Origin of the sequence: Cystobacter fuscus (genome assembly GCF_044360685.1) — a bacterium.
In the GTDB taxonomy this organism is placed as follows: Bacteria; Myxococcota; Myxococcia; order Myxococcales; family Myxococcaceae; genus Cystobacter; species Cystobacter fuscus_C.
Genome location: NZ_CP043491.1, coordinates 7,980,301 through 8,006,515 on the forward strand (window position 1 = coordinate 7,980,301; position 26,215 = coordinate 8,006,515).

Genomic DNA, 26,215 nt, shown 5'->3' on the forward strand with positions numbered 1-26,215 from the left:
CGCGTGAACCCCTCTCCCGGGTTCACGCGCCCTTCATGGTGCGGCTACTTCTTTACCTGCACCTCCACGTCCGTACCTATCGCGACACGCAACTCGCGAAGTTCGTCGGACGTGGCGAACAACAGGAGATCCTGGAGCTTCGCCTTCGGAGAAACCCGGAAGGCCGACCCCGTCTCCTCCAGCACCATGCGCTTGACGGGCTCGCACTCGCCCGCGGCCAGCAGGCCCGCGCGCACCGCCGTCAGCTCCACGCCCTCGAGGTACTGGCGCACATCCGCCGGCGTCGCCACCGGCACGTAGACGCGCGCCACCTTGGCCAGCGCCGCTCGGCCCTGCTCACTGACGCTCTTCTCCAGGACCCGGCGCTCCGCGTCCACCGCGCGCGGATCCACCGTGAAGCGCAGGTTGGGCACCACCAGGCTGAGCGCGGCCTGCACCACGGCCTCGAGCCGCTCGGGCGCCAGCCGCTGGCTCAACGCCAGCTCCGGACGCACCAGCGCGAACGCCCGGCCGAGCATGTAGTACGCCTCCTTCTGTCCCTGCTCCGCGAAGAAGCGCCCACCCGCGCGGATACAGGCCGGGTGCGTCTGGAGCACTTCCACGTTGAGGCGCGGATCCGGCGCCGGCTCGTTGGAGCGCTTGGCCATGTTCTCGCGCCGGGCCACCAGGTGCGGCGAGTACAACTCCACCGCGTCCATCCCGAACAGGCGCGCCACGTACCGGTAGTGCTGCACGTGGTACTCCTGCGAACTGGCCAGGTCGATGCGGTGCCTCTTGGGCACGATCTGGTAGTTCTGGAACGGCACCGCGTACAGGTGGCCGAGCTGCTCGAAGAGCAGGCCCATCAGCTCGGTGAAGGGACCCTTGAGCCGGGGGTGCAGCAGGTGCGAGGACCACATGCGGTCCGGCAGCGGCCTCTGGGCCACCTCCTTGAGCTTGGCGTAGGGCCCGAGCTTGGAGAGGATCTCCTTCTCGTCGTCTCCCGCCTCGCCCAGCAGCCCCGCCACCGCCTGCGCCGCCCGCCACGCGCCGTCATAGTCACGGCGCAACGCGCACAGGCGCACCAGCTGCGAGCACACCTTGCGCGCATCCCGCGTGTTCGGCAGGGCCCGGCGCAGCGCCGCGATGGCCTCGTCCTCCTTGCCCGGAGAGGCCGCGGCCAGCTCGGCGTAGATCTCCTGCACGGACGCGTCGTCCGGCAGGCCCTTGGCGACGAGCCCGTAGGCCGCCACCGCGTTCTCCGGGCTCTTCAACACCTGGCGGTAGAGGTCACCCAGCGCCCGCCACAGGCCCATGCGCGCTCCGTGCGTGTCGGGCGTCTTCGGCATGCGCCCGATCATCTTCACGTAGTTCTCCTCCAGCGCCCTCCACTGGCTCGCGCTTCCCAGCATCGCCTCGAGGGCACTGAAGGCCTCGACGAAGCGATGATCCAGGTCCAGCGCCGTGTTGAAGGCCTCGGCCGCGCCTTCCACGTCACGCAGCTCGTCCCGGCGCAGCTCGCCGAGCGCGAACCACACCCGCTTGGCCTTGTTCGGCTCGGCGCTCAGCGCGGGCAGCCGCAACATCCGCTCCAGCATGTCCGCGGCCTTCTGGCCCTGGCGCGTCTCGCGCAACAGCACGTACAGCGCGTCCAGCACCTCCAGCGACTCCGGCATGAGCTTGAGCGCACCGGTGTACGCGTCGATCGCCTGGTACGCGTCCTTCAACTTCTCGCGCGCGATCTGACCCAGCTCCAGGTAGACCTGGGCCTTGCTCTCCCCTTCCAGCGCCTGAGCGAGCTGCTGGCGCAGGTCCGCCGCCCGCTCCCAGCGCTGCGACGCGTCCATCAGCGCCACCAGCGCCCGCAACGAGGCCTCGTGGCTGGAGTCCACCGCCAGCGCCTTCTCGAAGTGGTTCTGCGCGCGGTCCACCTGGTTCAGCTTCGCGTGGATGTCTCCCAGCTGCCAGTAGACCTCCACCACCTCCATGTCCGTGAGCTCCTCGCGGTGGTGGATGAGGATGGTCTGGAAGATGCGCAGCGCGTCCTCGTAGCGCTGCGCGTGCTGCACCAGCAGGTGGCCGTAGCCCTCGAGCACCGGCAGGTACGTGGCGTCGAGATCATAGGCCTTCTTGTAGGAGTCGAGCGCCTTGTCGCGGTTGCCCAGCTTGTCCGCCACGTAGCCCAGGCGGTAGAGCTGCCGGCACAACTCCGCGGCCAGCCCCGAGTCCTTCTCCGCGATGGCCCGCTCCGCCATCTTGCGCACCACGATGTCGAGCATGCGCTCGCAGCGCACCCAGTCCTCGCGCGCGCTGTAGACGTCCGACAACGGACGCGCCGCCTCCAGGCTGTCCGGCGCGTAGCGCAGCGTCTCCTCGTAGTAGTGCGTGGCCGTGTCGGGATCGCCCTTCGTCTCGGCGTTGTAGCGCGCCACCTCGAGCAGCGCGCGCGCCTTGGCCTCGGGATCCTCGGTCTGCTGCGCCTCCTGCAGCAGCGTCTGCTCGTAGCCGCCCCAGTCCTTCTCCTGCTCCTGGATGCCCTTGAGGGCGCGGATGCTCGCCAGGTGGCCCGGATCAATCGCCAGGGCGCTCTGGTAGCTCGCCCGCGCGCTGCCCGTGTCCATCAGCATGTCCTCGTGCATCCGGCCCATGCGGTAGTACAGCTCCACCGCCTCGGGCGTGCGGCCCGCCAGCTGCGCCTCCTGCTGCAGCACTTCCAGCGCGTAGGGCCAGTTGCCGCTGCGCTCGTACAGGTTGCCGAGCGCATGCAGCGCCGGCCGGCACATCGGATCCATGCTCAGCGCGTGGTGGTACGTGTTCACCGCCCGGTCCACCTGCTTGAGCTGCTGGTGGTAGACGTTGCCCACTTCCACGTAGATCTCCGCCTGCTCCTGCGTCGACGTGGCCAGCTGCAACTGCCGCTCGTAGGCGACGATGAGATCCTCCCACCGCGCCTGCGTCCTGCGCAGGCGGATGAGGGACTTGATCGCCTGCATGTTCTGCGGATCGATGGCCAGCACGCCCTCGACGAAGGCGTCCGCGTTGGCCGGGTTCTGGTACGTGTCCTCCCAGATGCTCGCGCACCGGAAGAGCACCCGGACCCGCTCCCGGTAGTCCGTGATGACCTCGAGCATGCGCTCGTAGATGGCGAGCAGCTCCCCCGGCTGGTCGAGCCGCGTGTGCAGCCGCTCCAGCGACTCCAGGGCCTGGAGGTTGTACGGCTCGAACTCGAGCGCCTGCCGGTAGGCGGCCACCGCGGGCTCGTCGTCCCCGATGTCACGCTCGTAGACACCCGCCACTTCCACCTGGATGCGCGCCCGCTCCTCGACGGTGGCCGCCAGGTCGCGCGCCCGCAGCAGCGTGGCGGCCACGTCCCGCCAGGCCTTCTGGCGACGGTAGAGCGCGACGAGCTCGCCCAGCGTCTCCGTGTCCGGCTCCAGCTCCAGCGCCCGCAGCAGCGCGCTCGCGGCCTCGTCCGGATCGCCCTGCTCGTCCTGGACACGCGCGATCTCCCGGAGGATCGCCTTGCGCGCCTCGATGGAGCCCGCGGCCTCGATCTTCTGCTCCAGGGCCACCACGTACTCGCGCTCGCGGCCCCGCCGCTGGAACATCCCCGCGAGCCCATCGAGCGCCGTGGCGTTCGTCGGATCGAACTCGAGGATCTTCCGCAGCGCCGCTTCCGCCGCCTGCGCGTCATCCAGCTTCAGGTCATGGACGCGCGCCAGCGTCGCATACATGCGCTCGGCGAGCGGCCCACGCGGCAGCGCGTCCGCCACTTCCTCGTACACGGCGGCGAGCTCCTCGTGCGAGCCCGTCTCGTCGGCGAGCCGCTCCACCTCCTCGCGCAGCGTGTCGTCCGAGGCGTCGAGCTGCAGCGCGCGGCAGAGCGCCAGGAAGGCCACGTCCTTCTGACCGAGCCGCTCCTCCTGCACCTTGGCCAGCTCCTTGAGCGTGGCCAGCTTCTCCTCTTCCGTGACGAGGTGCGGCAGGTAGCGGTCCACCACCTGCGCGTACGCCCGCCAGTCCTTGTTCGCGCGGTACAGCTCGCACACGCGCTCGTAGGCCGTGCGATTGGCCGGATCCAGCTCCAGCACCTTCTCCAGCGCACCCGCCGCCAGCTCGGGCTTGTTGCCCGCGCCGGACCACAGGTCCGCCACCGCGAACCACGAGGCCACCGCCTGGTCGCGCTCGTTCTCCTGCAGGTGCACCTGCACCTTGAGCTCGAGCACACGCACCGCGTCGTTGTAGGCCCGCAGGGACACGAAGAGCGCCTGCACGCGCTCCAGGTCCGCCACCGCGTGGGGCTCCACCTCCAGCGCCCGGCGCGCCGCGTCCAGCGCCTCCTCGCGCCGACCCATGCCCGAGAGCACCTCGGCCAGCCGCAGGCGCAGCACCTTCACGCCCTCGGCCGACTCCTGCAGCGGCACGAGCCGCCGCAGGATGCCCACCAGCTCCTCGGCCGGTCCCGTCTCCTCGTACAGCTCACGCAGCGTGTCCAGCACGCCCCGGTGCCGGGGATCCCGCTCCAGCGCTGCCTTGAGGTAGGTCACCGCCAGCTCCGGCTGCTTGAGCAACCGGTACACCACCTTGCCCAACCGCTCGTTGAGCCGCACCACCTCGCGCGGATCCAACGTCTGCGCCAGCCTGTCCGCCAGCAGCACGCGCAGTTCCTCGTGACGGCCCGCCTGCTCGTAGAGCCCCTCCAGCGCCGTGAAGGCCTGCTCGTTGCGCGGGTTCTTCGCCAGCAGCTCGCGGTACAGCTTGATGGCCCGGTCCAGGTCCTCCAGGCCCTCGGAGGACACCTGCGCCATGCGCATCAGGACGCGCTCGCGCTCCAGGCCCGTGACGCGCTCGGACTGCAGCTTCAGGATGGCGTACAGCTTGTCCTGCGCTCCGGCCGCGTCATAGATGCCCTCGAGCAGCCGCGCCGACGCGAGGTGCGTGGGATCCAACGCCATCACCTGCTCGAAGGCGGAGGCGGCGCGATCCATGTTGTCCAGCTTCTCCTGGACGAGCTGACCCAGGCGGAACAGGTAGCCCACCTTCTCCACCGTCTGCTCGGCCGTGGAGGCCAGCGCCTCCAGCACATCCGCCAGCTCCGGCCAGGCCTCCAGCGTGATGTAGAGCCTGTCCAACGCGGCCAGCGACTTGACCTGCGCCGTGGAGTCCAGCTTGCGCGCGCGCTCGTAGTAGATGATGGCGCGCTCGGGCTCGCCCAGGCGCGACTCGAAGAGCTGGCCCAGCTTGAGGCAGATCTCCGCCGCGTCCTGGACCTCGGCCACGCGCGGCAGCGCGTCCTCGTAGGCCACCACCAGCTCGTCATAGGAGCCGGCCGCGTCCGTGGCGTTCTCCAACCGGATCCGCAGCTCGCGGTCGTTCGGGTCCTCCTTGAAGGAGCGGAAGAGCGCCAGGAACGTGAGCTCCGGCTCGCCCTGGGACTCGCGCAGCGTGGCCAGCTCGCCCAGGAGCGTCTTGCGCTCGTGCGCGTCCGGCGACACCCCCACCCGTGTCTCGATGAGCGAGGCGAGCCGCGTCACGTCCCCGCTCGCGCGGAAGGCGTTGAGCAGCGTCTCCACCGCGAGCAGGTTCTGGGGCTCACGGCCCACCAGCGCCTCCAGGCGGCCCACCGTCCCCATGTGGTTGGGCTGGACCGACAGCACCTCGCCGTAGAGCGCCAGCGCCCCCGCCTTGTCGAGCAGCTTCGTCTCGCGCACCACCGCGAGGCGGAACTTGAGCTCCAGTCCCTCCTCGGGCGTCACGAGCGCGATGCGACGGGCGAGCACGTCCGCCAGCTCCGGCCAGCGCTCGAGCTTCTGGCACAGGCCATCCATGCGCGCGAGCGCCGCCGCGTCGTCGGGCTTCACGTCCAACAGGCGCCGCAGGGTGGCCAGCGCGCCCAGGCCGTCGTGCAGCTTCTCGTCCTGGAGCGCGGCGATCTGCAAGAGCACCTGGGCGCGGCGCGCGGGCTCCTCGGCACTCGCGAGCTGGCGCCGCAGCACCTCCAACAGCTCCTGCGGCGTGCCCTGATCGGCCACCATCCGCGCCATGCTGTCGAGCGCTTCGGTGTCCGTGGGCAGCAGCGTCAACACCTTGCGCCACGAGGCCAGCGACTCGTCGTCCTCGCCCAGACGGGCCTGCAGCCGCGCCAGGGCCCGGTACAGCTCGGAGCGCGCCGTGTCGCCCGCCCTCGGGGCGATCTCGGAGAGGATGGCCGCGAACTCCTCGAGCGCTCCGGCCTTGTCCACCAACGAGAGGCACAGCTCGAGCGTGCGCGGCTCATCCGGCAGCTCGCGCAGCGCGCGCGTGGCCGACAGGAAGGCCATCTCCGCGTTCTCCAGCGGGCCCGCGTACGTCTCCGCGATGCGGCGCAGCAGCGACGCGCGCTCCTGGGGCACGGGCTCGGCGGAGACGCGCGACTCCAGCATCTGCACCTGCTTGAGGTGATCGCCCACCGCCGTGAACACCGGCTCGAGCGCCAGGGCCGCCTGGCCTCGCAGCGGGCTGTCCGAGCGCGCCATCTCCTCCAGCGCGCCCACCGCGCCGGCGTGTCCCGCCCGGCGGCGCAGCACCTCCTGGTAGAGCTCCAGCGCTCCGCGGGGATCATCCAGACGGCTGAACTTCAAGCGGCCCAGGCGCACGCGCAGCTCGCTGCCCTCTTCCTGGGCGTTGCGCGCGTCGGCGAGCTGGATCTCCCGCTCGATGTGCTGCGCCAGCTCCGGCCAGCGCTCCATCTGCGTGAGCACGCGGCCCAAGAGCTTGAACGCGTTGGCGTCCTCCGGACGGCGCTCCAGCACCTCGCGGTACGTCTGCGCGGCCAGCGCCTTGTCGCCCAGCGTCTCCTCGGCGAGGTGCGCCAGCTCGAAGAGCAGGTTCACCTGCGCGGGCACGGACGGCTCGGCCGCCACCTGCCGGCGCATCACCATCGCCAGCTCCCGGTTGGCGCCCGTGCGCCGGTGCACGCGGGAGATGGACTCCAGGACCTGCTTGTTCTTCGGATCGCGCCGGCTGACCTCCTCCAACGCGCGCACCGCCAGATCGTAGCGCTTGAGCCGCCCGTCGTAGATGGCCGCGAGCCTGCGCCAGAGCTCACCCGCCAGGGGCTCGGCGGCCCCATGATCGAGCTGATCCTCGTAGGCCGCCGCCACCTCCTCGAACGAGCCCGAGTCGGCCGCGAGCCGCTCCAGGTCATCGCACACGCCCTCGGCCTGCGGGGCATCGTTGAAGGCACGCAGGCGCGCGACGAAGGCGAGCGACGTCTGGCCGAGCGCCTCGCGCAGGGTGGCGATCTCCTGGATGCGCTCCAGGCGCAGCGCGGGCTGGGTGACGGGCAGGAGGATCTCCAGCACATCCACCAGCTTCCGGGTGTCATTGAGGCCGCGGTAGACGGGCTCGAGCAGCCGCGACGCCTCGACCCGCTGCGCGTCGAGCTGCAGCAGGCGCTCCAGGCCCGCGACGGTCTGCGGATCGCCCGGGGCGAGTCCCAGCAGCTCCCGGTAGGCGCTCAGCGCCTCGGCGTGGCTGCCTTCCTTCTCCAGCAACTGGGCCCGGCGCAGGATGAAGCCATGGCGGGACTCGTTGTCCTTGGCCAGCTCGGCGAGCTGCGCCAGCACATCCGCCTGCTCCAGGGGACGGCGCGTCTTGGCGAACAGCTTGTCCAACGCGAGCAGCCCGTCGGCCGCCTTGCGGATGGCCAGCGCCGAGCGCCACGTCTCGATCGCCTTGGCGTCGTCACCCGCCGCGGCGTGGGCCTCGCCGGCCTTCACCAGCAGCGCGCGCCGTGCCTCGGGGTCCGTGGCCAGCGCGGACTGGGCGGCATAGACCTCGGAGAGGCTCTTGGCATTCTGTCCCCGCTCGTACAGGCGAGAGAGCGCGTCGAGCGCTTGCCGGTCCTGCGGCGCGTCCTCGAGCACCTTCTTCCAGACGCTGGCGGCCTCTTCCGTCTGGCCCATCTGCTCGCGCAGCTCCGCGGCGCGGCGCAGCATCGAGAGCGCCGCCGCTTCACCCGTGGGCAGATCCGAGGCAGCCTCTTCGTACAGCTCGGCCAGCATCTCGTGGGAGCCCGTGTCGCGAGCGAGCCGCTCCAGTTCCGGCTGGAGCGACTCCCGCTCGATGCCCTGGGAGAAGGCCTTCACCGCCGCCATGAAGGCGAGCGACGGCTGCTGCATGTCCTGCTCGTAGATGCGGCGGATGTCCGCGGTGAGCTGCACCTTCTCCGCGCTCAGGGCGGACGCCAGGCGCGCCTCGCGCAGCGCCACGCGGCGGGCATGGTCTCCCAGCCGCGCCAGCACCGGATCCAACACCTCCAGCGCCCCGGCGCTCATCGGCACGGCCGCCTTCACCCACTCCTCGAGCGCCGCGCGGGCACCGGGATGGCCCGGATCCTCCGCGAGGATGCCCTGGTAGAGCTGGAGCGCGGCGTTGGCGTCGCCCAGGGACGTGCGCAGCAGCTCCGCGAGACGGAAGGAGACCTCGCGGCCCTGGGGACTCTGCCCTTCCTGCGTGCGTCGCAGCCCGAGCGCCCAGGCCAGCTCCTTCGGGTGCTCCAGCTCGGTGTACAGGCGATCCAGGGCGGCGGCGGCCTCGCGCTGGAGCGGATCCTTCTCGGCAATGGCCCGCCATGCGTTGGCGGCGCTCTCCAGATCAGACAGCTTCGTCTCGTGCAGCAGGGCGGCCTCGCGCAGGTACGCGAGCTGCTCGGCCACATCGGGAGCCGCGGCGGCGAGCTTCTCCAACACCTCGGCGAGCGCGGCCCACTCCTCGCCCGCGCGGTGCAGGCGCTGCAAGGCCTTCAGGCAGTCGACACTGCCCGGCTCGAGCACCAGCAGGGCCCGCAGCGACTGGAGCGCCGCGCCACGGTCGTCGAGCTTCTTCTCCTGCACCTCGGCCAGCTCGCGCAGCAGACCCACGCGCACCGCGTCGGAGGTTCCCTCCTCCGTGAGCTCGATGAGGATCTCCGCGTAGGCATCCAGCGAGTCCGCGTCCTCGGCGGCCTGACGCGCCGCGACCCGAAGCGCGGCGTCACCCGGCGCCAGGCGCAGGGCCCGGGCGAGCGAGGCGAAGGCCAGCTCCGGCTGACGCAGCTGGGCCAGGTGCACCTGCGCGGTCTGCCGCAACGCCAACACCCGGGCGGCGTCATCCTTGGCCACCTCGGCGAGCACCTCCAGCGCGGCGACCAGCTTGCGATGATCCTTGGTGGCCTCATACGCCGGGATGAGCGCCCGCGCGGCCTCCTCGCGCGCGGGGCCCGCCGTGAGCATCCCCTCGAGCGCGGCCCGGGCGTCGGTATCCGACGGCCGCTGGCGGAGGATGTCCGAGAAGCTGCGCACCACGTCCGTGCGGTCTCCCGAGGAGTCCTGGAGCACCTGCGAGCGCTTGAGCGTCAGCCGCGCCACACGGTCCAGATCGCCCGCGTCCTCCGCGAGCGCGATCTGCCGCGCGAGCACCTGGCCCCACTCGGGCTTGCGGTCCGCCTTCTCGTACAGCTCGGCCAGTTGTGGCAGGTGACGCACCTCGTCCGCACCGGCGTGGATGGCGGCCTGGAGCGCCTCGGCCGCCTGCAACGGACGGCCCAGCCCGGCATTGAGCTCCACGAGCTGCATCAGCAGCTCCACCTTCTCCGCGCGAGGAGCCGTCTGGATGCGCTTGCGCAAGAGCGCGTCCGCCTCCGCCGCGCGGCCCGCCTTGCCGTACATCTGGATGAGGCGGCCGAGCACGTCGGACGAATCGGGCGCGCGCTGCAGCGCCGCCTCCAGTGCGCCAAGGGCCTCGGGAAGCGCCCCGGACGCCTCGGCCAGCGTCGCCGTCTCCGTGAGCAACTGCACGGCGAGCGCCGGCGCCTCCGCTTCACCGGCCAGGGCGCGCAGCACGCGCACCAGCTCGGCGTGGGCGGACAGCTCATGGGCCAGCCGCGCCAGCTGGGCACGGTTGGCCTCGTCCGTGGGCATCTCGCGCAGGGCCTTGAGGCGCAGATCGAAGGCGGACCGGCCGTCCACGAGCTGCTTCTCCTGCAGGCCGGCGATCTGCGCGAACAGCCGCTGCCGCGCCGCCACGTCCTGCGTGGCCTCCAACTGCTGCGACAACGCCGTCACCTGGCGCTGATGATCTCCCTGGCGGCCGTAATGACGGGCGAGCGCCTCGGCGATCTCCGCCGTGCGCACCCCCGCCGTCGCGAGCCGCTCGAGCCCACCCAGCACCACGCCCGTGGAGACGTTCTCCGCGAGCAATTGCAGGAAGAGCGTCGCCGCCTCCTGCGGACGGTTCAGGCGCTCGGCGTACAGACGGGCCTGACGCGCCGCCCAGTCGCTGCGCTCCACCTGTGTCTCGGACACCTTCGCCAGCCGTCCGGCCAGCTCCGTGGCCTCCTCCACCTTCGACAGCGCGATGCACACCGCCTGCAAGCGCCGCACGCTCGCCGGATCATCCGGCGCGAGCCGCACCAACTCGCGCACCAGGGGCTCCAGCTCGGCGGGGGTCGCCCCCGACGCCTCGCGCCGGAGGATCTCCCCTTCCAGGCGCGTCTTCGGATCCGCCGAGAGCGCCGCGGCGGCACGCAACGCCTTCACCGCCTCCTGGGCGGCACTGTCTCCCGGAGCGCGCGCGAGCACTTCCTTCCAGGCCGCTTCCGCCCCCGCGGGATCCGCCAGCGGCCCCTCGAGCAGTCGCGCGAGGTGGCGCCAGATGGGCAGCGACGCCTCGGGAGGAAGCGCCGCCAGGGCCGCGCGCCGCAGCGCCGTCGCGAGCGCGGGCTCCGCGTGGGCCTTGCTCGCGTGCTCCACCACCGCCTCCAGCAACATCGGCCGGCTCGGCTCCAGCGTCAGGGCGCGCGCGAGCACCTCGAAGGCACCCCGCGCGTTCTCCGCCTCCTCGTACAGCAGCGCCAGGCCCTCGCAGAAGGCCACGCGCTCGGCACGCGAGCGCGGGGCGAGCATCGCCAGATCCAACAGGGGCTCGAGCGCCGCGAGATCCTCCTGCTCCGCGAGCAGCCGCGCGAGCATGAAGGCCGCCGCGGCGTTGACCGGATCCAGCTTGAGCACGGACTCGAGGTGGGTGCGCGTCGCGGTCCCATCCTTCTGCTGCAGGTACAGGTCCGCCAGCCGCAGGTGCAGGGTCACCCGGGTGGTGCGGTCCTTCACCGTCGCCAGCGCCCGCTCCAACAGGGCGAGCGCGTCCGCTTCACGCTGCTGATCCAGCAGCAGCTCGGCGCCGAGGTTGGCGATGTCCGCGCGCGAGGGATCCACCGACGTGGCCTTCTCGAACGCGGCGAGCGCCCCGGCCGGATCATTGAGCCGGGTCATCCGCAAGGTGCCCAACCGCAGCCACAGGTCCGCCTGCACCGTGCGCTCGCGCGCCTCGTTCGCCAGCGTCTCGATCCACGACTGCGCCGACGACACGTCGCCATTGCGCTCGGCCTGGAACTCGATGAGGTTGACGGCCTCGGGCATGCCCGGCCACAGCAGGAAGCAGCGATCCAGCGCCTCCTTCACCTTGTCCGTCGCCGTCGGCTCGTACCAGGCGTGCAGCTTGGCCACCAGCAGAGACAGCCGCGCCGCGCTCTTGCGATCGCGCTCCTCCAGCGACATGCCGCGCAGGGTGCGCGCGCGCTCGCGCCACGTCTGCTCGAAGCGCTGCAGCGTCTGCGCGGCTTTGTCCGCCCGGACATTCTTCGGCTCCAGCTCCCGCACCACGGCCAGCGCCTGCTGGGCGAGCACGTGCTCGGTGGGATCCTCCACGAGCTTCTCGCAGAGAGCCGCGTATTCCTCCGCCATGCCCTCGCCGCCCAACGCGGCCCGCTCGCGCTCGAGCGAGTCGAAGACGGGCTGGAAGCGCTCGTCGGCCATGAGCAACTGGCGCGCGCGCTTGAAGGTGTTGCGATCCGGCCGGGCGCGCGCGGCCCACTGCAGGCACAGCACCGCGCGGTCACGGCGGAAGAGCTTCTGCTCGTGGAGGTTGGCCGCCTTGAGGAAGAAGGACGCGGACTCATCGCCCTCGGTGAGGGCGCCCAGCCGCTCCAGCACGTCGACGAGCGCCGACATGTCCTGGCGCGCCTCGTAGACGGCCTTCAGTCCGAGCAGCGCGGGCCGGGTGTCCTCGGCGATGAGCAGCGCGCGCCGCAAGAGTTCCTCGGAACGCGCGGGGTTGCGCAAACGCTCGTGGGCGAGTTGGCCCGCGCGCACCAGAACCCGCGCCGCCTCGGCGCCCGTCGTCTCGCGCGCACGGCCCTCGTAGAGACGGATGAGCTCCTCGACCCGGCCTGCCTTCTCAAGCGAGGCCTCAACCTCGGCGAAGGGCCGCTCGGTGACGACACGCTCGGCGGGTCGGCGGAGGTTCGACGAATCCATGAAGAAAAAGCCTCGCGAAAAAAGAAGGGGCGGAAGAGCGGCACTCTATCGTCCGCTCCCCGCCCCTCGCAATCTCGCAAATCCCGCCAACTGTGGAGATTTACTGGCTTTCTTGCCCGTCCGTAGTAGAGGCGGACGAGCTCTGCTCGGCAGTAGGAGCCTGTCCCACCGCGGCGTCCTCCGCTTCCTCGGCCGCGGCGGCGGCTTCCGCGGGCTGCCGTGCGGGAGGCGTGGCTGGCAGGGCCTGGGCGCGCTGCACGCCCGCCTCGTCACCCAGCTTCGTGTACAGAGCCACGGCCCGGTCGCGCAACTGCAACTCCTCGGCGAGCGAGGCGGCCTTGGGCAGGTGGCCGATGAGCTCGTACAACCCGAGGGCCTTCTCCTTGCGGCCGATCTCCTCGTAGAGCGCGGCGGCGGTGGCCGACTCGCCGAGCAGCTCCAGCCACCGGGCGCGGCCGGCCGGCTTGTTCTCCGCCTCAGCGCGCGCCAGCTCCTTCTGGGCGAGCGTCTTGGCCTCGTCCTCCAGCTTCAGCCGCTGCAGGAAGTAGAAGGCCTTGGGCGGAGGCAGGGAGCCAAGCACCTCCACCGCGTCCTGACGGCGGCCAGCGGCCACCAGCAGCGTGGCGGCGCCCAGCCTGTCTCCACGCTCCACCAGGGCCTTCACCTCCAGGTCCCGGATGCGGTTGGCGGACGCGAAGTCACGCGAGCGCTCGTACGCCTTGCGCGCCAGCGACAACTTCCCCGCGCGCTCGTAGGCGAGTGCCGCCTGGTCGAACTGACGGGCCCGCTCGTACAGCCGGGCGACGTTCTCGAAGTCGCCCTTGCCGATGTAGACCTCCATCAGCAGCTCGTACGCGCCCGCCTTCTCGAGCACCTGGGACAGCTGCTCCGCGGGCACCGTCGCCATGAGGCGCCGGGCGGTGTCGTTGTCCTTGCCCGCCAGCGCGCAGCGCAGGGCACTGCGGATGTCTCCCCCCGCCTCGAACAGACGCGCGGCGTCGGCGAAGGAGTTGTTGCGCTCGTGCATGCGCGCCGCGTCGCGGGTGCGGCCCATGCCCTCGAGCTGCTTGGACTGCTCCTGCCAGTCCCCCGTCAGCTCCGGCAGGGGCTGCTGCCGGCGCTCGCCCTCGGGACGCTCCCGGCGCTCCCGGCGCTCACCCTCGGGACGCTCGCGACGCTCCCGGCGCTCACCCTCGGGACGCTCACGGCGCTCGCCCTCGGGACGCTCACGGCGCTCCCGGCGCTCGCCCTCGCCCCGGCCCTCGCGACGCTCCCGGCGCTCGCCCGCGGGACGCTCCGCCGCGGGACGCGCGGCGGGCTCCTCGCGCTCCGGCTCGGGCTGACGGCCGCTCAGGCCGAAAGCCGCCGAGGCGCGCTCCTGATCTCCCGCGGCACGCCAGGCGCGGCCCACGAGGTAGAGCACGTCCGTATAGGCCTGGAACTTCTCCTTGGCGGGATCCACCGCGGGCGCCGCGGGCGCGCCACCGGCGGCTGCCTCCGCGCCCTCGCCGGAAGCCGCGGGCGAAGCCTGTCCCTCGGCGGGCGCGGTCTCGGCCGCCGCATCCGCCGCGGGAGCCGGAGCCGCATCCGCCGCCGGAGCCGCCTCGGGCGCGGGCGGCTTCGTCTGCCGCTGCACGCGCAGCAGCGTGGTGATGAGCCGGCCCCTCACGTTGAGATCCAGATCGTCGAGCGACTTCGCGCGCAGGGCGCGCAGCGAGCGGACGATCGACTCCAGGGGCTGCTTCTCGGCGGCGAGGTCGTTCTTGCCCAGCGCCTTCTCCAGGGCGCTCAGCTCGGCGATGACGCGCTGTCCGGGACCGACCGGCCCTTCCTCGCGATCCCGGCCCCGACCCCGGCCACCGCCCCGTCCGCCTTCGCGGTCACCAAACGAAAAACCACCCGGGCCATCCCGGCGAGGACCCTGACCGGGCGCACCACCCGGGCCCCGTCCACCGCGCGGCCCACCGCTTCCATTCTCCTGAGGCACGTGATTCTCCCGCTAGAACGCGTAGCGAAGGTTCGGCGTCAGCGCGAACCCGAAAGACTGAGACTTGACGAAGAAGCTCGCCGTCACCTCGACACCAATCGAGAAGTGCCGGAGGCGCGTGTAGTACTCCACTCCCGGTCCGGCGAATACCAGAATGTCGGACTCCGGCAGGAGCGCTTTCGGCCAGAACAGGGCATAGCCCGCGCCGCCCCGCACGTAGAACCACGTGCGCGGCACGTCCTGGGCGTCGGGGAAGCTCACCAGGCGCACGTGCGCCACCGCGCCGGGCACCAGCGTGGAGAAGTCACCCGAGGCATTCCCGTTGGAGTTGCCCGTGTACTCCGAGCCGGCCCGGTTGACGGCGCCTCGGAGGAAGAGCCCGATCGACAGGCGATCGCCGATGTCCACGCCCAGCTCCACCTCGGCCATCTGTCCGGGCGAGAAGGGCCGGGGTCCAGAGGACGCGGGCGGATTGACGATGAACAGGGGACCACCGAGGACCGAGAAGTAGAGACCACGCTCGATTTCCTCGTAGGTCTCGGCGGGACGGTCACCAGCGGCCTGCGCATTCGCGAGCGCGGGGAGGGCGAGTGCGGCGCAAACGACAAAAGGGCGGAGGGCTTTCATTCAGGGCTGGAAGTTAGCCCAGGCGCTCCCGGACGCCAGAGGCAAAAAGCAAGTGGGCGGCTCCGCGAGGCGGAACCGCCCACATTGGATGTTTCCTGTCAGCGGAGGATTACTCTCCGGCCGCCTTGAAGATGAACGGGTAGGTGACGACCACGGAGCCACCGCCCTTGGGCTTGGGGAACGTCCAGGTGCGCACGCGGCCGGCCACGCACTGCTCCAGCTCCGAGTTGCCCGCGGTGGACTGGGCCACGGAGGAGGTGACGACGTTGCCCTCGGTGGCGATGGTGAAGCGGATGGCCACCTTGCCGCCCAGCTTGGGGAAGCGGTTGAGCAGGCTCTCGTAGCAGAAGCGGATCTGCCCGCGGTTGCGCTGGATGACCTGGCGCACGAGCTCCTTGTCGAGCGAGCCGCTCACCGTGGCCTCCTCGGCCGCGATGCCCACTTCCACGCTCTGCTTGGTACCACCGAGGCTACCCGTGGCGGAACCATAGGAGCCCATGCCGCCGCCACGGCCCTTGGTGCCGACCGTGCCGATGCCCACCACGTCCGCGGAACCGGCACCGCCACCGACACCTCCCTTGAGGCCGAGGCCGCCGAAGCTCGTCGCGGCCGTCTTCCCGGCGAACATGTTGCCCATGGCGCCCTTGAGGTTGTTGCTCAGGCCGCCACCGAAGAGGCTCGCCGCGCCACCCTTGCCGCCGAAGATCTTGGCGGCCATGTTCTTCGCCTCGGCCTTCTTGTCCGACTTGGCCGGAGCCGCGGCCTTGGGCGTCTCCTTCACCACCTTCTGGTCGTCCTTCTTCTTGGCCGCTTCCTTCTTGGCCGCCTTCTCCGCCTTCTGCTCGTTGAGCTTCTCGAGGAACTTGTTCTTCTGCGTCTCCGGAGGCTTCACGATGAGCTTGGCGATGCGCGAGTTGTTGCCCGCGAGCTCATCCGCGAAGACATCCCCGGCCGCGGCCAGGTTGGACGCGCTGATGACGAACAGCGACGCGAGGAAGAAGAGCACCAGGAAGACGTTGATGACGGCGAAGTCCACCGACTCGCCCAGCGGCGCCCAGGCGCGCTTGGGCACGGACTCGTAGCAGGCCTCGAGCGTCACGCCGCCCAGGTCCACCGAGAGGAAGTCGTCGTCCTTGAGGGTGAGCGCGTAGGAGTCGCCCTCGTGCGAGGCCTTGCCGGACTCGATGACCGCCTTGAGGTCCAGCGTCTCGCCCTTGCGCACGAGCTCACCCTTCATCTTGCCCGTGAAGAGCACCGTGAAGGACTGGCCGTCCGTGCGCATCACCTCGAAGCGCTCGCCGCCCAGCTTGGCGTCGCCCATGACGAAGTCGACGCCCTTGGCGCTGCCCACGGTGAAGGAGCGCTTCTGGCCCGGAGCGAAGAAGAAGTCGCCCACGCGCTGGTCGCCCCACATGAAGTGCAGGCCCAGGCCGAGCGGTCCCTTGGACTTGGAGGGCACCCGGCGCACGCGGGGCGCGGGCTGCTCGGCCGGTGCCTCCTCCGCGGCGGCCACGGGCTGGGCCACGGCCTTGGGAGCCGCGACGGGAGCGGGCGTGGCGGCGGGCGCGGGCGTGGCGGCGGGCGCGGCCACGGGAGCGGGCGTCACGGCGGCGACGGGAGCGGGCGTGGCGGCGCGGGCCGGAGAGATGGCGGCCTGGGCCAGCCCGGCGGCGAGCGCCGCGTCCGGCTGGGGCGCGATGGGCGTGGCCGCGGCGGGCGCGGTGCTCGCGGCGGCCGAGGCGAGGTTCGCCGCGGCGATGGCCGTGGTGTCCTCCAGGCGGATGGTGGTGCCGCCCACCTTGATCTCATCGCCGAACGACAGCTGGCCCTTGTTGACCCGCTTGCCGTTGACGTAGGTGCCCTCGACGCTGCCCATGTCGATGATGGACAGGCTGCCGTCGGAGGCCACCTCGATGACGGAGTGGATACGGCTGACCTTCTCGTCGTCCAGGCACAGGTGCGCCGAGGCGAGACGGCCGATCTTGATGATGTCGCGCTCGAAGTCTTTCGAGGTGACCAGGGTGTCACCCTTGAAGACCCTGAGTGTCAAAGGCACAGGCATTTCAATTCCTCGGTAGGCTTGCGGCGATCTCTAGGACAACGTGGACGGCGAGGGGTTCCCGGCGATTTTCACAGCTCGCCCACCGACTGCATCACCTTGTCCTCGAAGTCCTCGCGGATACGGATGAGGTTGGAGTGCGCGACCTTCTTGCGGGCCTCGACGTACTCGCCGTCCGGCTTGGTCAGGTCGCCCTCGATGGTGTCATCCTCGAAGTCGATGGTCTGCGGGCCGCCCTTGCCCGCCTTGCCACCGCCGCCACCGGCCTCCCTCGTCGGGGGCGGGGAGTCCTCGTCCTGGGCGAGGGCCGGCGTCACGATCAACATCCCACACAGCATCAGGAGCTTGCGCATCACTGTCTCCGGGCGGCCCGCCTGTCCGGCGGGCCGCGATACGTCATGAAGGTTCGCATCAATCCCCCCTCCCCCGCCACCGCCACCTCATCCCACATCTAGAAGATGTCGTCCGACGGCTCCGCCGGATCCGCCTTGGGCGGAGTAGCCGGCTGTGCGGCGGTGTCGGCGGGCTTCTGGGCGGGCGCCGCGGGCTGGACCCCCGAGGCGGGCTGGGCCGCGGGCTTCTGGGCCGGCGCGCCCCCGGCCGGGGTGGCCGCGCCTCCCTGCTTGGCCTCCTCGGCCTTCATGAGCTCCTGCTGCTGCTTCTGCAGTTCCTCGAGCTTCTTGGCCTGCTCCTCCTGGAGGACGGCGTCGCGCTGGGCCTGGACGATGGACTCCGCCTCGCGCAGCAGCCCGAAGATGGGGTGCTCGGCGCTCAGGGCCATCTCGTCACCGGACAGGGCGATGTACTTCTTGTACAGCACCACGGCCCGGTCCGGAGCGCCCTTGTTGCGGTGCAGCAGCACGGCGCGGTTGTAGTAGACGGCGGCCAGGTTCGGGTCGAGCTTCTCGGCCTCGTCGTACTCCTGCATCGCCTTGTCGTACTGGCCCTGGCCCTTGAGGGCCACGCCCAGGTTCAGGTGCGCGGGAGCGTTCTTGCTGTCGGCCTGGAGCACGCGGCGCAGGTGCGTCTCGGCGCCGGGGTAGTTCTCCACCTCGAGGGCGAGCTGCGCCAGCATCACGTGCGAGGGCACGTAGTCGGCGCGCACCTCGACGGCGCGATTGAACTCCAAGCGCGCCTCGTCCTTCTTCTCCTCCTGCAGGAGGATGAGGCCGATGGTGTGGTGCAGCTCGGGATCGTTCTGGTCGATCTTCATCGCGCGCAGCGCCACGAGCTTGGCCATGGCGAGCTGCTTGCGCTCCAGGTAGCTGCGCATCATCACCTTGTAGGCGGTGACGGACTGGGGCTCGCGCATGAGGGCGGCGCGCGAGAACTCCATCGCCTTCTCGTGGTCGCCCGTCTGCCGGTAGATCTCCGCCAGACGCGCGCGGCTGTTGGCATCATCCGGGTACATCTTGAGGATGCCCTGGTAGATGTTCACCGCGCCCTGTACGTCGCCGGCGTTCTGGGCCAGCACCGCCAGGTTCTCCGAGGCCTGGCGCAGCGAGGGCTTGGTCTTGAGGGCGGCCTGGTAGTAGCCCACCGCCTCCGGGGTCTTGCCCTGGCGCTCGGCGAGCACACCGAGGTTGTACTGAGCCTCGGCCAGCCCGTTGTCCGCGTCCAGCGCGGCCTTGAACTTGCGCTCGAGCGACGGGTAGTCGATGGCGCCGCCCTTCTTCTGGGCCTCATACGCCGAGAGCGCGTCCTCGAAGAGGAGCTTGGCGCGGTTGGAGATGGACTGCGGCTCGTTGGACTTCGTCGTCTTGCCCGAGTCCACCACCGAGTTCTTGTTGGCGTTGGTGCTCGCGCAACCCGCGGCGAACAGCGCCGCGGTCACGGCCACGAGGAGTGAGCGCATCATGGAAGGGTGATTCGTCGTGGGGCGATTCATTAGAGGAAGTCCTCGGGTTCCTGCTCGTCCGTGCCGGCCTTGGTCTTGGGCGTGCCCTCCTTGGTGGGCGCGGCCGGACCGTCAACCTGGGTAGCCGTCTGCTGCTGAAGCCGCTTGGCGAGGTCCGACACGTCCTCGACGACTTCCTGCTTGTTGTCCTTCTCGCCCTCGGCCACCTCGACCGGCGGGGGCGGGATGTCCTGGATCTTGGCGAGCAAGTCCCCGCCGATGGCCAAGTCACGGCCCTTGGTGAGGGCCACCTTCTCCTCCACCATCGTCGGGAACTGCTCCGGACGATAGGTGGTGCGCAGCATCTTGAGGCTCTCGGCCGCGCAGTCGTTGTAGACGCTCAGCTCCTGGCTCTTGGCCACGGCGGTCATGAACGCCTCGGCGGCCTTCTCCTTGAGGGGCAGGGCCTGGTTGCCGAACTCCTCGCGCAGCGCGCCTTCCGTCTCCTCGTCGATGCCCGGCGGCATGGGGGCGTTGCCGATCCTGTCGGCGAAGTTGTCGTAGACCATGCCCAGGCGGTGCAGGGCGCAGATGGCGGGCTCGGCGGCGCCGATGGACACCGTCTGCACGTACTTCTTCTCCACCACCTCGCGCGAGTTGTTCTTCTCCGCGATGGAGGCCTTGAGCTTGTCGGGGCTGGGCGGACGGCCCCAGGACAGCTTCAGGCGGGAGAAGAACTGGTAGTCCGGCTCCACGCTGCGGAACTGGGCGCGGGCCACGGCCGGCAGCGCGTTCTTCTCCAGCGACTGCTGCAGACGGCGCGGCAGCTTCTCGTAGTACTCGAGGATGCGGGTGTAGAGGCGCTCGGTATCACGCGGGCGCTGGAGCTTCTTCTCGTAGATGTCGACGATGCGGCCCTCGGCCATGAGGAACTTGCTCGGCTTGCTCTGGTACTGCCGCTCGTACTCCTCCAGCAGGCTCATGGCCTTGATGTAGTTGCCCGACTTCTCGTGCAGGTCGACGATGGAGAGGAACACGTCCTCGGCGTCCTTGGCCTTGGGCCAGAGCGTCAGGTAGCGCTCGCGCAGGGCGAGGGCCGCCTTGTACTCGCCCAGACCCTCGCGGTAGGTGGCCGCGTTGAACAGCGCCACCTGGGCCTTGGACTCCTCCCACTTCTGGGGAGCGCCGGGCCGGGTGGAGACCACCACGTCATCGTCCTTGTCCTTGCCCTTCTTGCCCTTCTTGGCCTTGGCGGGCTTCTTGGCGGGCGCCGCGCGCGCCACGGTCTTGCCGCTCTTGCTCGCCTCGTAGCCGTCCACGTACTGCTCGTACACGTCGCCGGACTCGCGGAAGTCACCGATGGCCTCCAGCGCCTCCGCGTTGTTGTAGATGCACTCCGGCACGAAGCGCGACGTGGGGTAGCGCTCGATGATGTCCTTGCGCACCTGGATGGCCTTATCCAGCATCTTCGCCTTGTAGTAGTCCACCGAGGCGTTGAAGAGCGCCACGTCGGCGATCTCCGTCTGGGGGAAGTCGGCCACGAAGGACAGGTAGGCCTCGGCCGCCTTGGCGAACTGGTTCTTCGCCTCGAGCGCGCTCACCAGCTTGAACGCCGACTGCTCGATGACCTTGGACAGTTCGTCGCGGAACTTGCCCGTGGCGAGCTTGTCGTTGTTGTAGAAGCGCCGCGCCCACTCGTTCACCTTCGCCCAGTCCTCGAGCAGGTTGTACGAGTCGAGCACCAGGTTGGCCGCCACCTCGCCCGCGCGCTCGCCGGTCTCGAACTTGTACTCGGGCGAGCCGAGCGCGATCTCGCTGAAGCGCAAGACCGCCTCGTCGAAGTGGTTGTGGCGGTAGTAGATGTTGGCCGCCTTGAAGGCGATCTCCACCCGCTTGTCACCCTTGGGCACGTACTTCAGGTAGCGCTCGCACGCCTCGAGCAGGTCCTTGCGGGCCTGGGGGATGGTGGCCTTCTTGCGGATGTCCTTGCTGACCTCGTCCTTGAACAGGCCCTTGCTCTCCGCATCCTTCACCATCTCGTCATAGGCGAGCACGGCGTTGTACGCGGCGTTGGTGAGCCACTTGCCCGGCTTGCCCGGCTTGGGGTTGCCCTGCTCGTCCTTGGCCTCCAGCAGCTTCACGTCCTGCAGGGTGACGAGGGTGTAGTTGGCCGCGGCCTTGTCGTACTTCTGCAGGTTGTCGTTGAGCAGTTCCGCCCAGAAGAAGCGCAGGTCATACGCCTTGGGGCTGTCCGGGAAGAGCGTGAGGTAGTCCGAGTAGATCATGTCGGCGTAGCCGAACGTGGCCTCCTCGCGCGTCTTCTTCGCCTCGTTGTGCCAGGTGACGGCCAGGTTGGACAGGGTGCGCTCGGCCAGGTCCTTCGCCTCGGCCAGCGCCTTCTTGTCCTTCTCCTCCTTGATGACACCCGAGCTCTCGACCTCCTTCATGATCTTCACGAGCCGGCGCACCTGGGTGACGGTGCGATCCTTGTTGCCCATGCGAAGCACGATGTCGACGATGCGGCCCTGGAAGCCGGGCGCCTCGGGGGAGAGCGGCTTCTCCTTGATGAGGGTGTTGTAGGTGATGGCCGCCTCGCGGTCCTTGCCGTCCGCGTAGTAGAGGTTGGCCAGACCCTTCATCATCGTGAAGCGGTCCTCAGGATTGGTCGCGACCTTGGAGAAGTCCTCGCGCGCGAGCATCACGTCACCCTCGCGGGCATAGGCGCGCACGTAGTCCTGACGGGCCTCGCGCACCAGCGAGTTGCCCTTCTTGTTCACCGGGGCGTCCTTGTCCGTCCCCGCCGCGGGGCCGGCCAGCTCGCCGTAGAGCACCACCGCCTTCCACTTGTCCTTGGCGTTCTGGTAGTCCGCCAGGTTGAAGTGGCACCAGCCCTGCTTGTAGAGGGCGAAGGCGTACACTTGGCTCTCGGTGTACTCGGCGGCCTTCTTGTAGGCCGCGAGCGCACGCTCCAGGTCCGGACGCTTGCCCTTGGAGTTGTTGAAGTAGTACTCGCCGAAGGCGAAGTACGTGTCCGGCATGTACTTGGACTGGGGGAACTTCTCGATGAGGCGCTTGAAGGCCACCAGCGCCTTGCGGTCCTGGCCGTCCTCCATGAGGTTGGTGCCCAGGAAGAAGAGCACCTCGTCCGAGCGCTCGAAGTCCGGATAGTTCTGGACGATCTTCGTGTACTGCTCGAGCGCGAGCTTGCCGTACTGCTTGGAGCGCGCGGTCAACTCGGCCTTGGCCGCCTTCGCCTTGCTCTGGCCCGCCGCGTCGTTGGCGTTCATCGCCACGAGCAGATCGTCGTCCTTCCGGTTGGCCTCGAAGAAGTAGTACTTCGACTCCTCCCAGTACAACTCGCCCAGGCGGAAGAGCAGCGAGGGCTGCTCCTTCGAGTCCGCCGACAGGGAGATGATCTTCTTGAGCGACTCGATCTGCTCGCGCCGCTTGGAGGCCACCTGCCCCTCCACACCCAGGCGGAACTGATCGTATTGCAGCGCGGGAGCGGCGGCTTCCGCCTTCTCCTTCTTGCGGCTGATGTCACCGGCGAGGGACTTGTCGATCACCGCGGTGCTGCTCTTCTTGCCAAGGCTGGCGTCGCGCGGAGATTTCTTGTCCTGCGCGGGGGCCGATGTGGCCAGGAGCAGGAGGCTGAGAAGAAGCGTACGGCGCATGGGTTTCCTCTGCGGGGGTCTGCCGGCCGGCTGCCTTGCTTGCTCGGCAAGTGTCCGGGACTCTTCGGGAATTTCCATCGGGGAGGCCCGGCACTATGCGTGGTGCGTCGAACCCGGTCAACAGGGCCCTCAGGGCACGTCGGCTTGCTTTGGTGCCACTGGAAAGATTCCACGCACGCTGTGACGGAAACAGGAGTCCGCTTGCGCTGTCAGCCGCCCCTGGTAAGGGGGCACGTGGGCCCGGCCGCCCGCCTCCCCTCCGCAACGGACCTGTAGCGACATGAGTCTCCTCCCCGAGAGCGCCAGTTTCGAAGAGCGCGTGCACGACTACTTCCTGGCCCTGCGCGGCAGCGGCTTGATGCTGTCGGCGCTGGACACGGAGCTGCTCAGCGCGTGGGCCGGACAGGCGGTGCCCTTCGAGGTGGTGGCGCGTGGCATCTCCCGCTCCGCGGAGAAGGCCATGTGGGATGCGCGCCCCGGAGAGCCCGTGCTGCGCAGCCTGCGCGCCTGCCGCCGGCAGGTGGAGGCGGAGATCAAGAAGTACCGCGAGCGCATGGCGGGCGCGGGCAGCGAGGGCAAGCGCTCCGCCCGGACGCGCTCCTGGGAGGAGACGCGGCACGCGCAGTTGCTGGCCTCGCTGGAGCGGTTGGCCGAGACCCGGCCCGAGCTCGCGCCGCGCGTGCACCGGCTGCGCGAGACACTGGCCCAGAGCGTGCCCCAGGACTTCACGGCGATGGAGACCCAGGAGGCGCTCGTGGGGCTCGTGTTGCTGCGCGCCCTGCCCTTCCCCGAGCGGCGCGAGCTGTGGCGGCAGGCCCGGGGCGGGGAGTCCGACACCCAGTTCATGTCCGGGCGCGCGCGGCGGCTGTCGCGCCGCTTCCGGCTGCTCGTGGCGGTGCGCCGGCACCTGAGCCTGGGCGAGGCCTAGGCGCCCGCGGAGCCCGGCTACTTGTGCAGCGCCGCCTTGAGCGCGGCGTTGGCCTGGGCGATCGCGCCGCGGGCGGCGGGCGTCTGCGCGAGCGGATTGAGCATGACGAAGTCATGGATGGTGCCGTTGTAGCGGGTGGAGGTGACGCGCACGCCGGCCTGGGTGAGCTTGCGCGCATACGCCTCGCCCTCGTCCCGCAGGACGTCGTTCTCGGCGGTGATGACCAGGGCGTCGGGCAGTCCCCGGAGCTGCTCGAGCGACGCCTTGAGCGGCGCGGCGAGAATGGACGCGCGGGCCGCCTCGTCCGGCCAGTAGGCGTTGGCGAACCACTTCATGGCCGGCTTCGTCAGCCACGGCCCCTCCTGGAAGGCCTCGTAGGAGCCCGTGTCCATGGCGGTGTCGGTCACCGGGTAGAACAGCACCTGATAGGCGATCCGCGGCCCGCCCCTCTCCTTCGCCATCAGGGTCACGGCGGCGCTCATGTTCCCGCCCGCGCTGTCACCCGCCACCGCCAGGCGCGAGCCGTCGACGTTCAGGGCCTTGGCGTGCTCGACGACATACTTCGTCGCCGCATACGCCTCCTCGTTCGCGACGGGGAACTTCACCTCGGGCGAGCGGTCGTAGTCGACGAAGACCACGGCGGCATGGGCCCCCTCGGCGAGTTCGCGCACGAGGCGCTCATGGGTGGCCGCGTCGCCCAGGACCCAGCCGCCCCCGTGGAAGTACATCACCACGGGCAGCGCCTCCCGGGCCCCCTTGGGGCGCACGATGCGCACGCGCACCGACTCCTTGGGCCCCACCGGGAAGGTGGTGTCCCGGATGTCCGCGGGGCGCAGGGGGACGCTGCCTCCCTGGACCTTGCTCAACACGCCCCGGGCCGCCTCGGGCGAGAGCGTGTAGAGCGGCGGGCCCCCCGCGGCGGCCACTCCGTCCAGGAACTTCTGGGTCGTGGGCTCCAGCACGGGCGCGGCCCCGGCGGCGCTGGCCAGGGTCATCACGGCGGTGGTGGCGGCGACAGCGAGCTTCTTCGGATTCATGGTCGTTTCCCTTCCAGAGGGGAGCGCGATTACCTCCGCGTCCCGGCGACGCCTCGGCGTCGATGGCGAATAAATCGCGCACAATTCAATTGCGCGCAATCAAAAGAGCCACCCCAGGAATGAAAAAGCATTGTGTGCAATTTAATCGTGCTTGAGCTAGATTGAGGCGTTTGGCCTCCGCCCTCCCAGGACGATGACCATGGATCCCTTGCTCGAACCCGAGGCCCTGCTGTGTTTCGCGATCTACTCGGCGGGACACGCGTTCAACCGCGCGTATCGACCCCTGCTCCAGGAACTGGAGCTCACCTACCCGCAGTACCTCATCATGCTCCTGCTCTGGCGGCAGGATGGGATGGCGGTGAAGGACCTGGGGGAGCGGCTGTTCCTCGACTCGGGGACGCTGACGCCCCTGCTCAAGCGGCTCGAGTCGGCCGGGCTGGTGAAGCGCGAGCGGGACGCGCGGGATCAGCGGGTGGTCCTCATCTCGCTGACCCCCGCGGGACACGAGCTGCGCGCCCGCGCGGCCAAGGTGCCCCAGGCCATGGCCGAGGCGATCGGCCGCAGCGACGAGGATCGCGCCTCGCTCCAGCGGGAGATCATCCGGCTGCGGGACATGCTCAACGCGGCGGTGCTCGAGTGAGCGCCGCACGAGAAGTGGCTCGCGGCGGCGCACGCCCGGCGCCTGGCGACGGGGGAGCGGTTGAACCCCCGCCTGCTTCCCTGCTCCGGGGTGGTCGCCGCGCTGAACACCTGTCTCGCCTGCTGACGCGCGTCAGGTGGCTCTGCTATGGCCCGGGGTCATGGCGAGCAAGGTGAGCGGCGAGGTGTGCGGCACGTGCGAGGGCCGGACGTACGTCATCGAGCGTCAGGGAGACCGGGCGCACGCGCGGGTGTGCTCGTGCTCCGTGCGCTGCCCCCTGTGTGAGGGCCGGGGGTTCACGTACGAGGTGAAGGAGCAGACCTTCAGCGCCAAGGTGGGCCCCAAGCGCTACGAGGTGCTCGTGCCGTGCGTGTGCCAGCACCGAGCCAAGCGCGTGGCGCTCTTCAACGAGATCGGCCTGCCCGGGGTCACCTCGCACGCGAGCTTCGAGAACTACCGCGCCGCCAACGAGGCGCAGGATCGCGCGCGCAACCTGGCGATGCACTTCTCCCACCACTTCGACAAGGTGGGGGTGAACAAGGGCTTCATGCTCAGCGGCCCGGTGGGCACCGGCAAGACGCACCTGATGGCCGCCACGCTCAAGCACCTGGTGCTCGAGCTGGGCCTGGCGGCGCGCTACGTGGAGATCTCCCTGCTCTACGCCACCATCCGGCGCGGCTTCCAGGAGGGCAAGAGCGGCGGGGAGATCATCGGCCCCCTGTCGGACGTGGCCGTGCTGGCCATCGACGAGATGGGCAAGGGGCGTGGCAGCCAGTTCGAGATGGAGACGCTCGATGAGCTGATCGCCCGGCGCTACAACGCGGGCCGCACCACGCTCTTCGCGACGAACTACTCGCTGGAGCCGGAGCGCCGGGCCTCGCGCGCGGCGGCGCCTCCCGGCTACCACCGCCCCGCCGAGGACGCCAAGAGCGCCCTGCGCGAGCAGGAGCTGCTGCGCGAGCGCGTGGGCGAGCGCATCTACAGCCGGCTGTGCGAGATGTGCACCTTCGTGGAGATGCCCAAGGACACGCCCGATCGGCGCCGGCTCATCCAGGAGGCCGACATGCGCCCGGGCCCTCCACCAACGGGCTCGCGCGGCCCGGGCCGTTGAA

Annotated in this window: 11 protein-coding genes; 3 read left to right on the plus strand and 8 right to left on the minus strand. The window is 70.0% G+C overall.

Annotated features, from left to right (window positions below):
* Positions 1-44: 44 nt before the first annotated feature.
* The 7 genes from F0U63_RS32560 to F0U63_RS32590 all read right to left on the minus strand — a co-directional run bounded on the left by F0U63_RS32560 (position 45) and on the right by F0U63_RS32590 (position 22,498).
* On the minus strand, positions 45-12,314 hold the full coding sequence (locus F0U63_RS32560; protein WP_395835928.1) for a tetratricopeptide repeat protein: 12,270 nt from the start codon (positions 12,312-12,314) through the stop codon (positions 45-47).
* A 100-nt stretch (positions 12,315-12,414) separates the two neighbouring features.
* Entirely contained in the window at positions 12,415-14,301 is a 1,887-nt protein-coding gene (locus tag F0U63_RS32565) for a DEAD/DEAH box helicase (RefSeq protein ID WP_395835930.1), read from the minus strand.
* 12 nt (positions 14,302-14,313) lie between these two features.
* Positions 14,314-14,928, minus strand: coding sequence for an adventurous gliding motility protein CglE (gene cglE / locus F0U63_RS32570; RefSeq protein WP_395835932.1), 615 nt, complete (start codon positions 14,926-14,928; stop codon positions 14,314-14,316).
* A 109-nt stretch (positions 14,929-15,037) separates the two neighbouring features.
* Positions 15,038-16,990, minus strand: coding sequence for an adventurous gliding motility protein GltG (gene gltG / locus F0U63_RS32575; protein ID WP_395835934.1), 1,953 nt, complete (start codon positions 16,988-16,990; stop codon positions 15,038-15,040).
* Positions 16,991-17,058: 68 nt separating this feature from the next.
* Positions 17,059-17,340: an adventurous gliding motility protein CglF gene (cglF, locus tag F0U63_RS32580; protein WP_395835936.1), complete on the minus strand. Its 282-nt coding sequence runs from the start codon at positions 17,338-17,340 to the stop codon at positions 17,059-17,061.
* Positions 17,341-17,438: 98 nt separating this feature from the next.
* Positions 17,439-18,875 (minus strand): adventurous gliding motility TPR repeat lipoprotein GltE, encoded by a 1,437-nt coding sequence (gene gltE / locus F0U63_RS32585; protein WP_395835938.1) that lies wholly within the window; start codon positions 18,873-18,875, stop codon positions 17,439-17,441.
* Positions 18,875-22,498 carry a tol-pal system YbgF family protein gene (locus F0U63_RS32590; protein ID WP_395835940.1) on the minus strand — a complete coding sequence of 1,208 codons (3,624 nt, stop codon included), beginning with the start codon at positions 22,496-22,498 and terminating at the stop codon, positions 18,875-18,877. The genes gltE and F0U63_RS32590 overlap by 1 nt, the downstream gene beginning before the upstream one ends.
* A gap of 280 nt (positions 22,499-22,778) precedes the next feature.
* On the opposite strand from F0U63_RS32590, the gene F0U63_RS32595 reads away from it, so the two are divergent.
* A complete protein-coding gene (locus tag F0U63_RS32595) occupies positions 22,779-23,426 on the plus strand; it encodes a hypothetical protein (RefSeq protein ID WP_395835942.1) in 648 nt (215 codons plus the stop codon).
* A 17-nt stretch (positions 23,427-23,443) separates the two neighbouring features.
* Here the strand turns inward: F0U63_RS32595 and F0U63_RS32600 are convergent, their stop codons facing one another.
* Positions 23,444-24,463 (minus strand): alpha/beta hydrolase, encoded by a 1,020-nt coding sequence (locus tag F0U63_RS32600; RefSeq protein WP_395835944.1) that lies wholly within the window; start codon positions 24,461-24,463, stop codon positions 23,444-23,446.
* 199 nt (positions 24,464-24,662) lie between these two features.
* Here F0U63_RS32600 and F0U63_RS32605 point away from each other — a divergent pair, with 199 nt between their 5' ends.
* The gene (locus F0U63_RS32605; protein WP_395835946.1) at positions 24,663-25,103 is read left to right on the plus strand and encodes a MarR family winged helix-turn-helix transcriptional regulator; all 441 of its coding nucleotides are present in this window, start codon (positions 24,663-24,665) and stop codon (positions 25,101-25,103) included.
* 160 nt (positions 25,104-25,263) lie between these two features.
* Positions 25,264-26,214 (plus strand): ATP-binding protein, encoded by a 951-nt coding sequence (locus F0U63_RS32610; RefSeq protein WP_395835948.1) that lies wholly within the window; start codon positions 25,264-25,266, stop codon positions 26,212-26,214.
* Position 26,215: the final 1 nt, after the last annotated feature.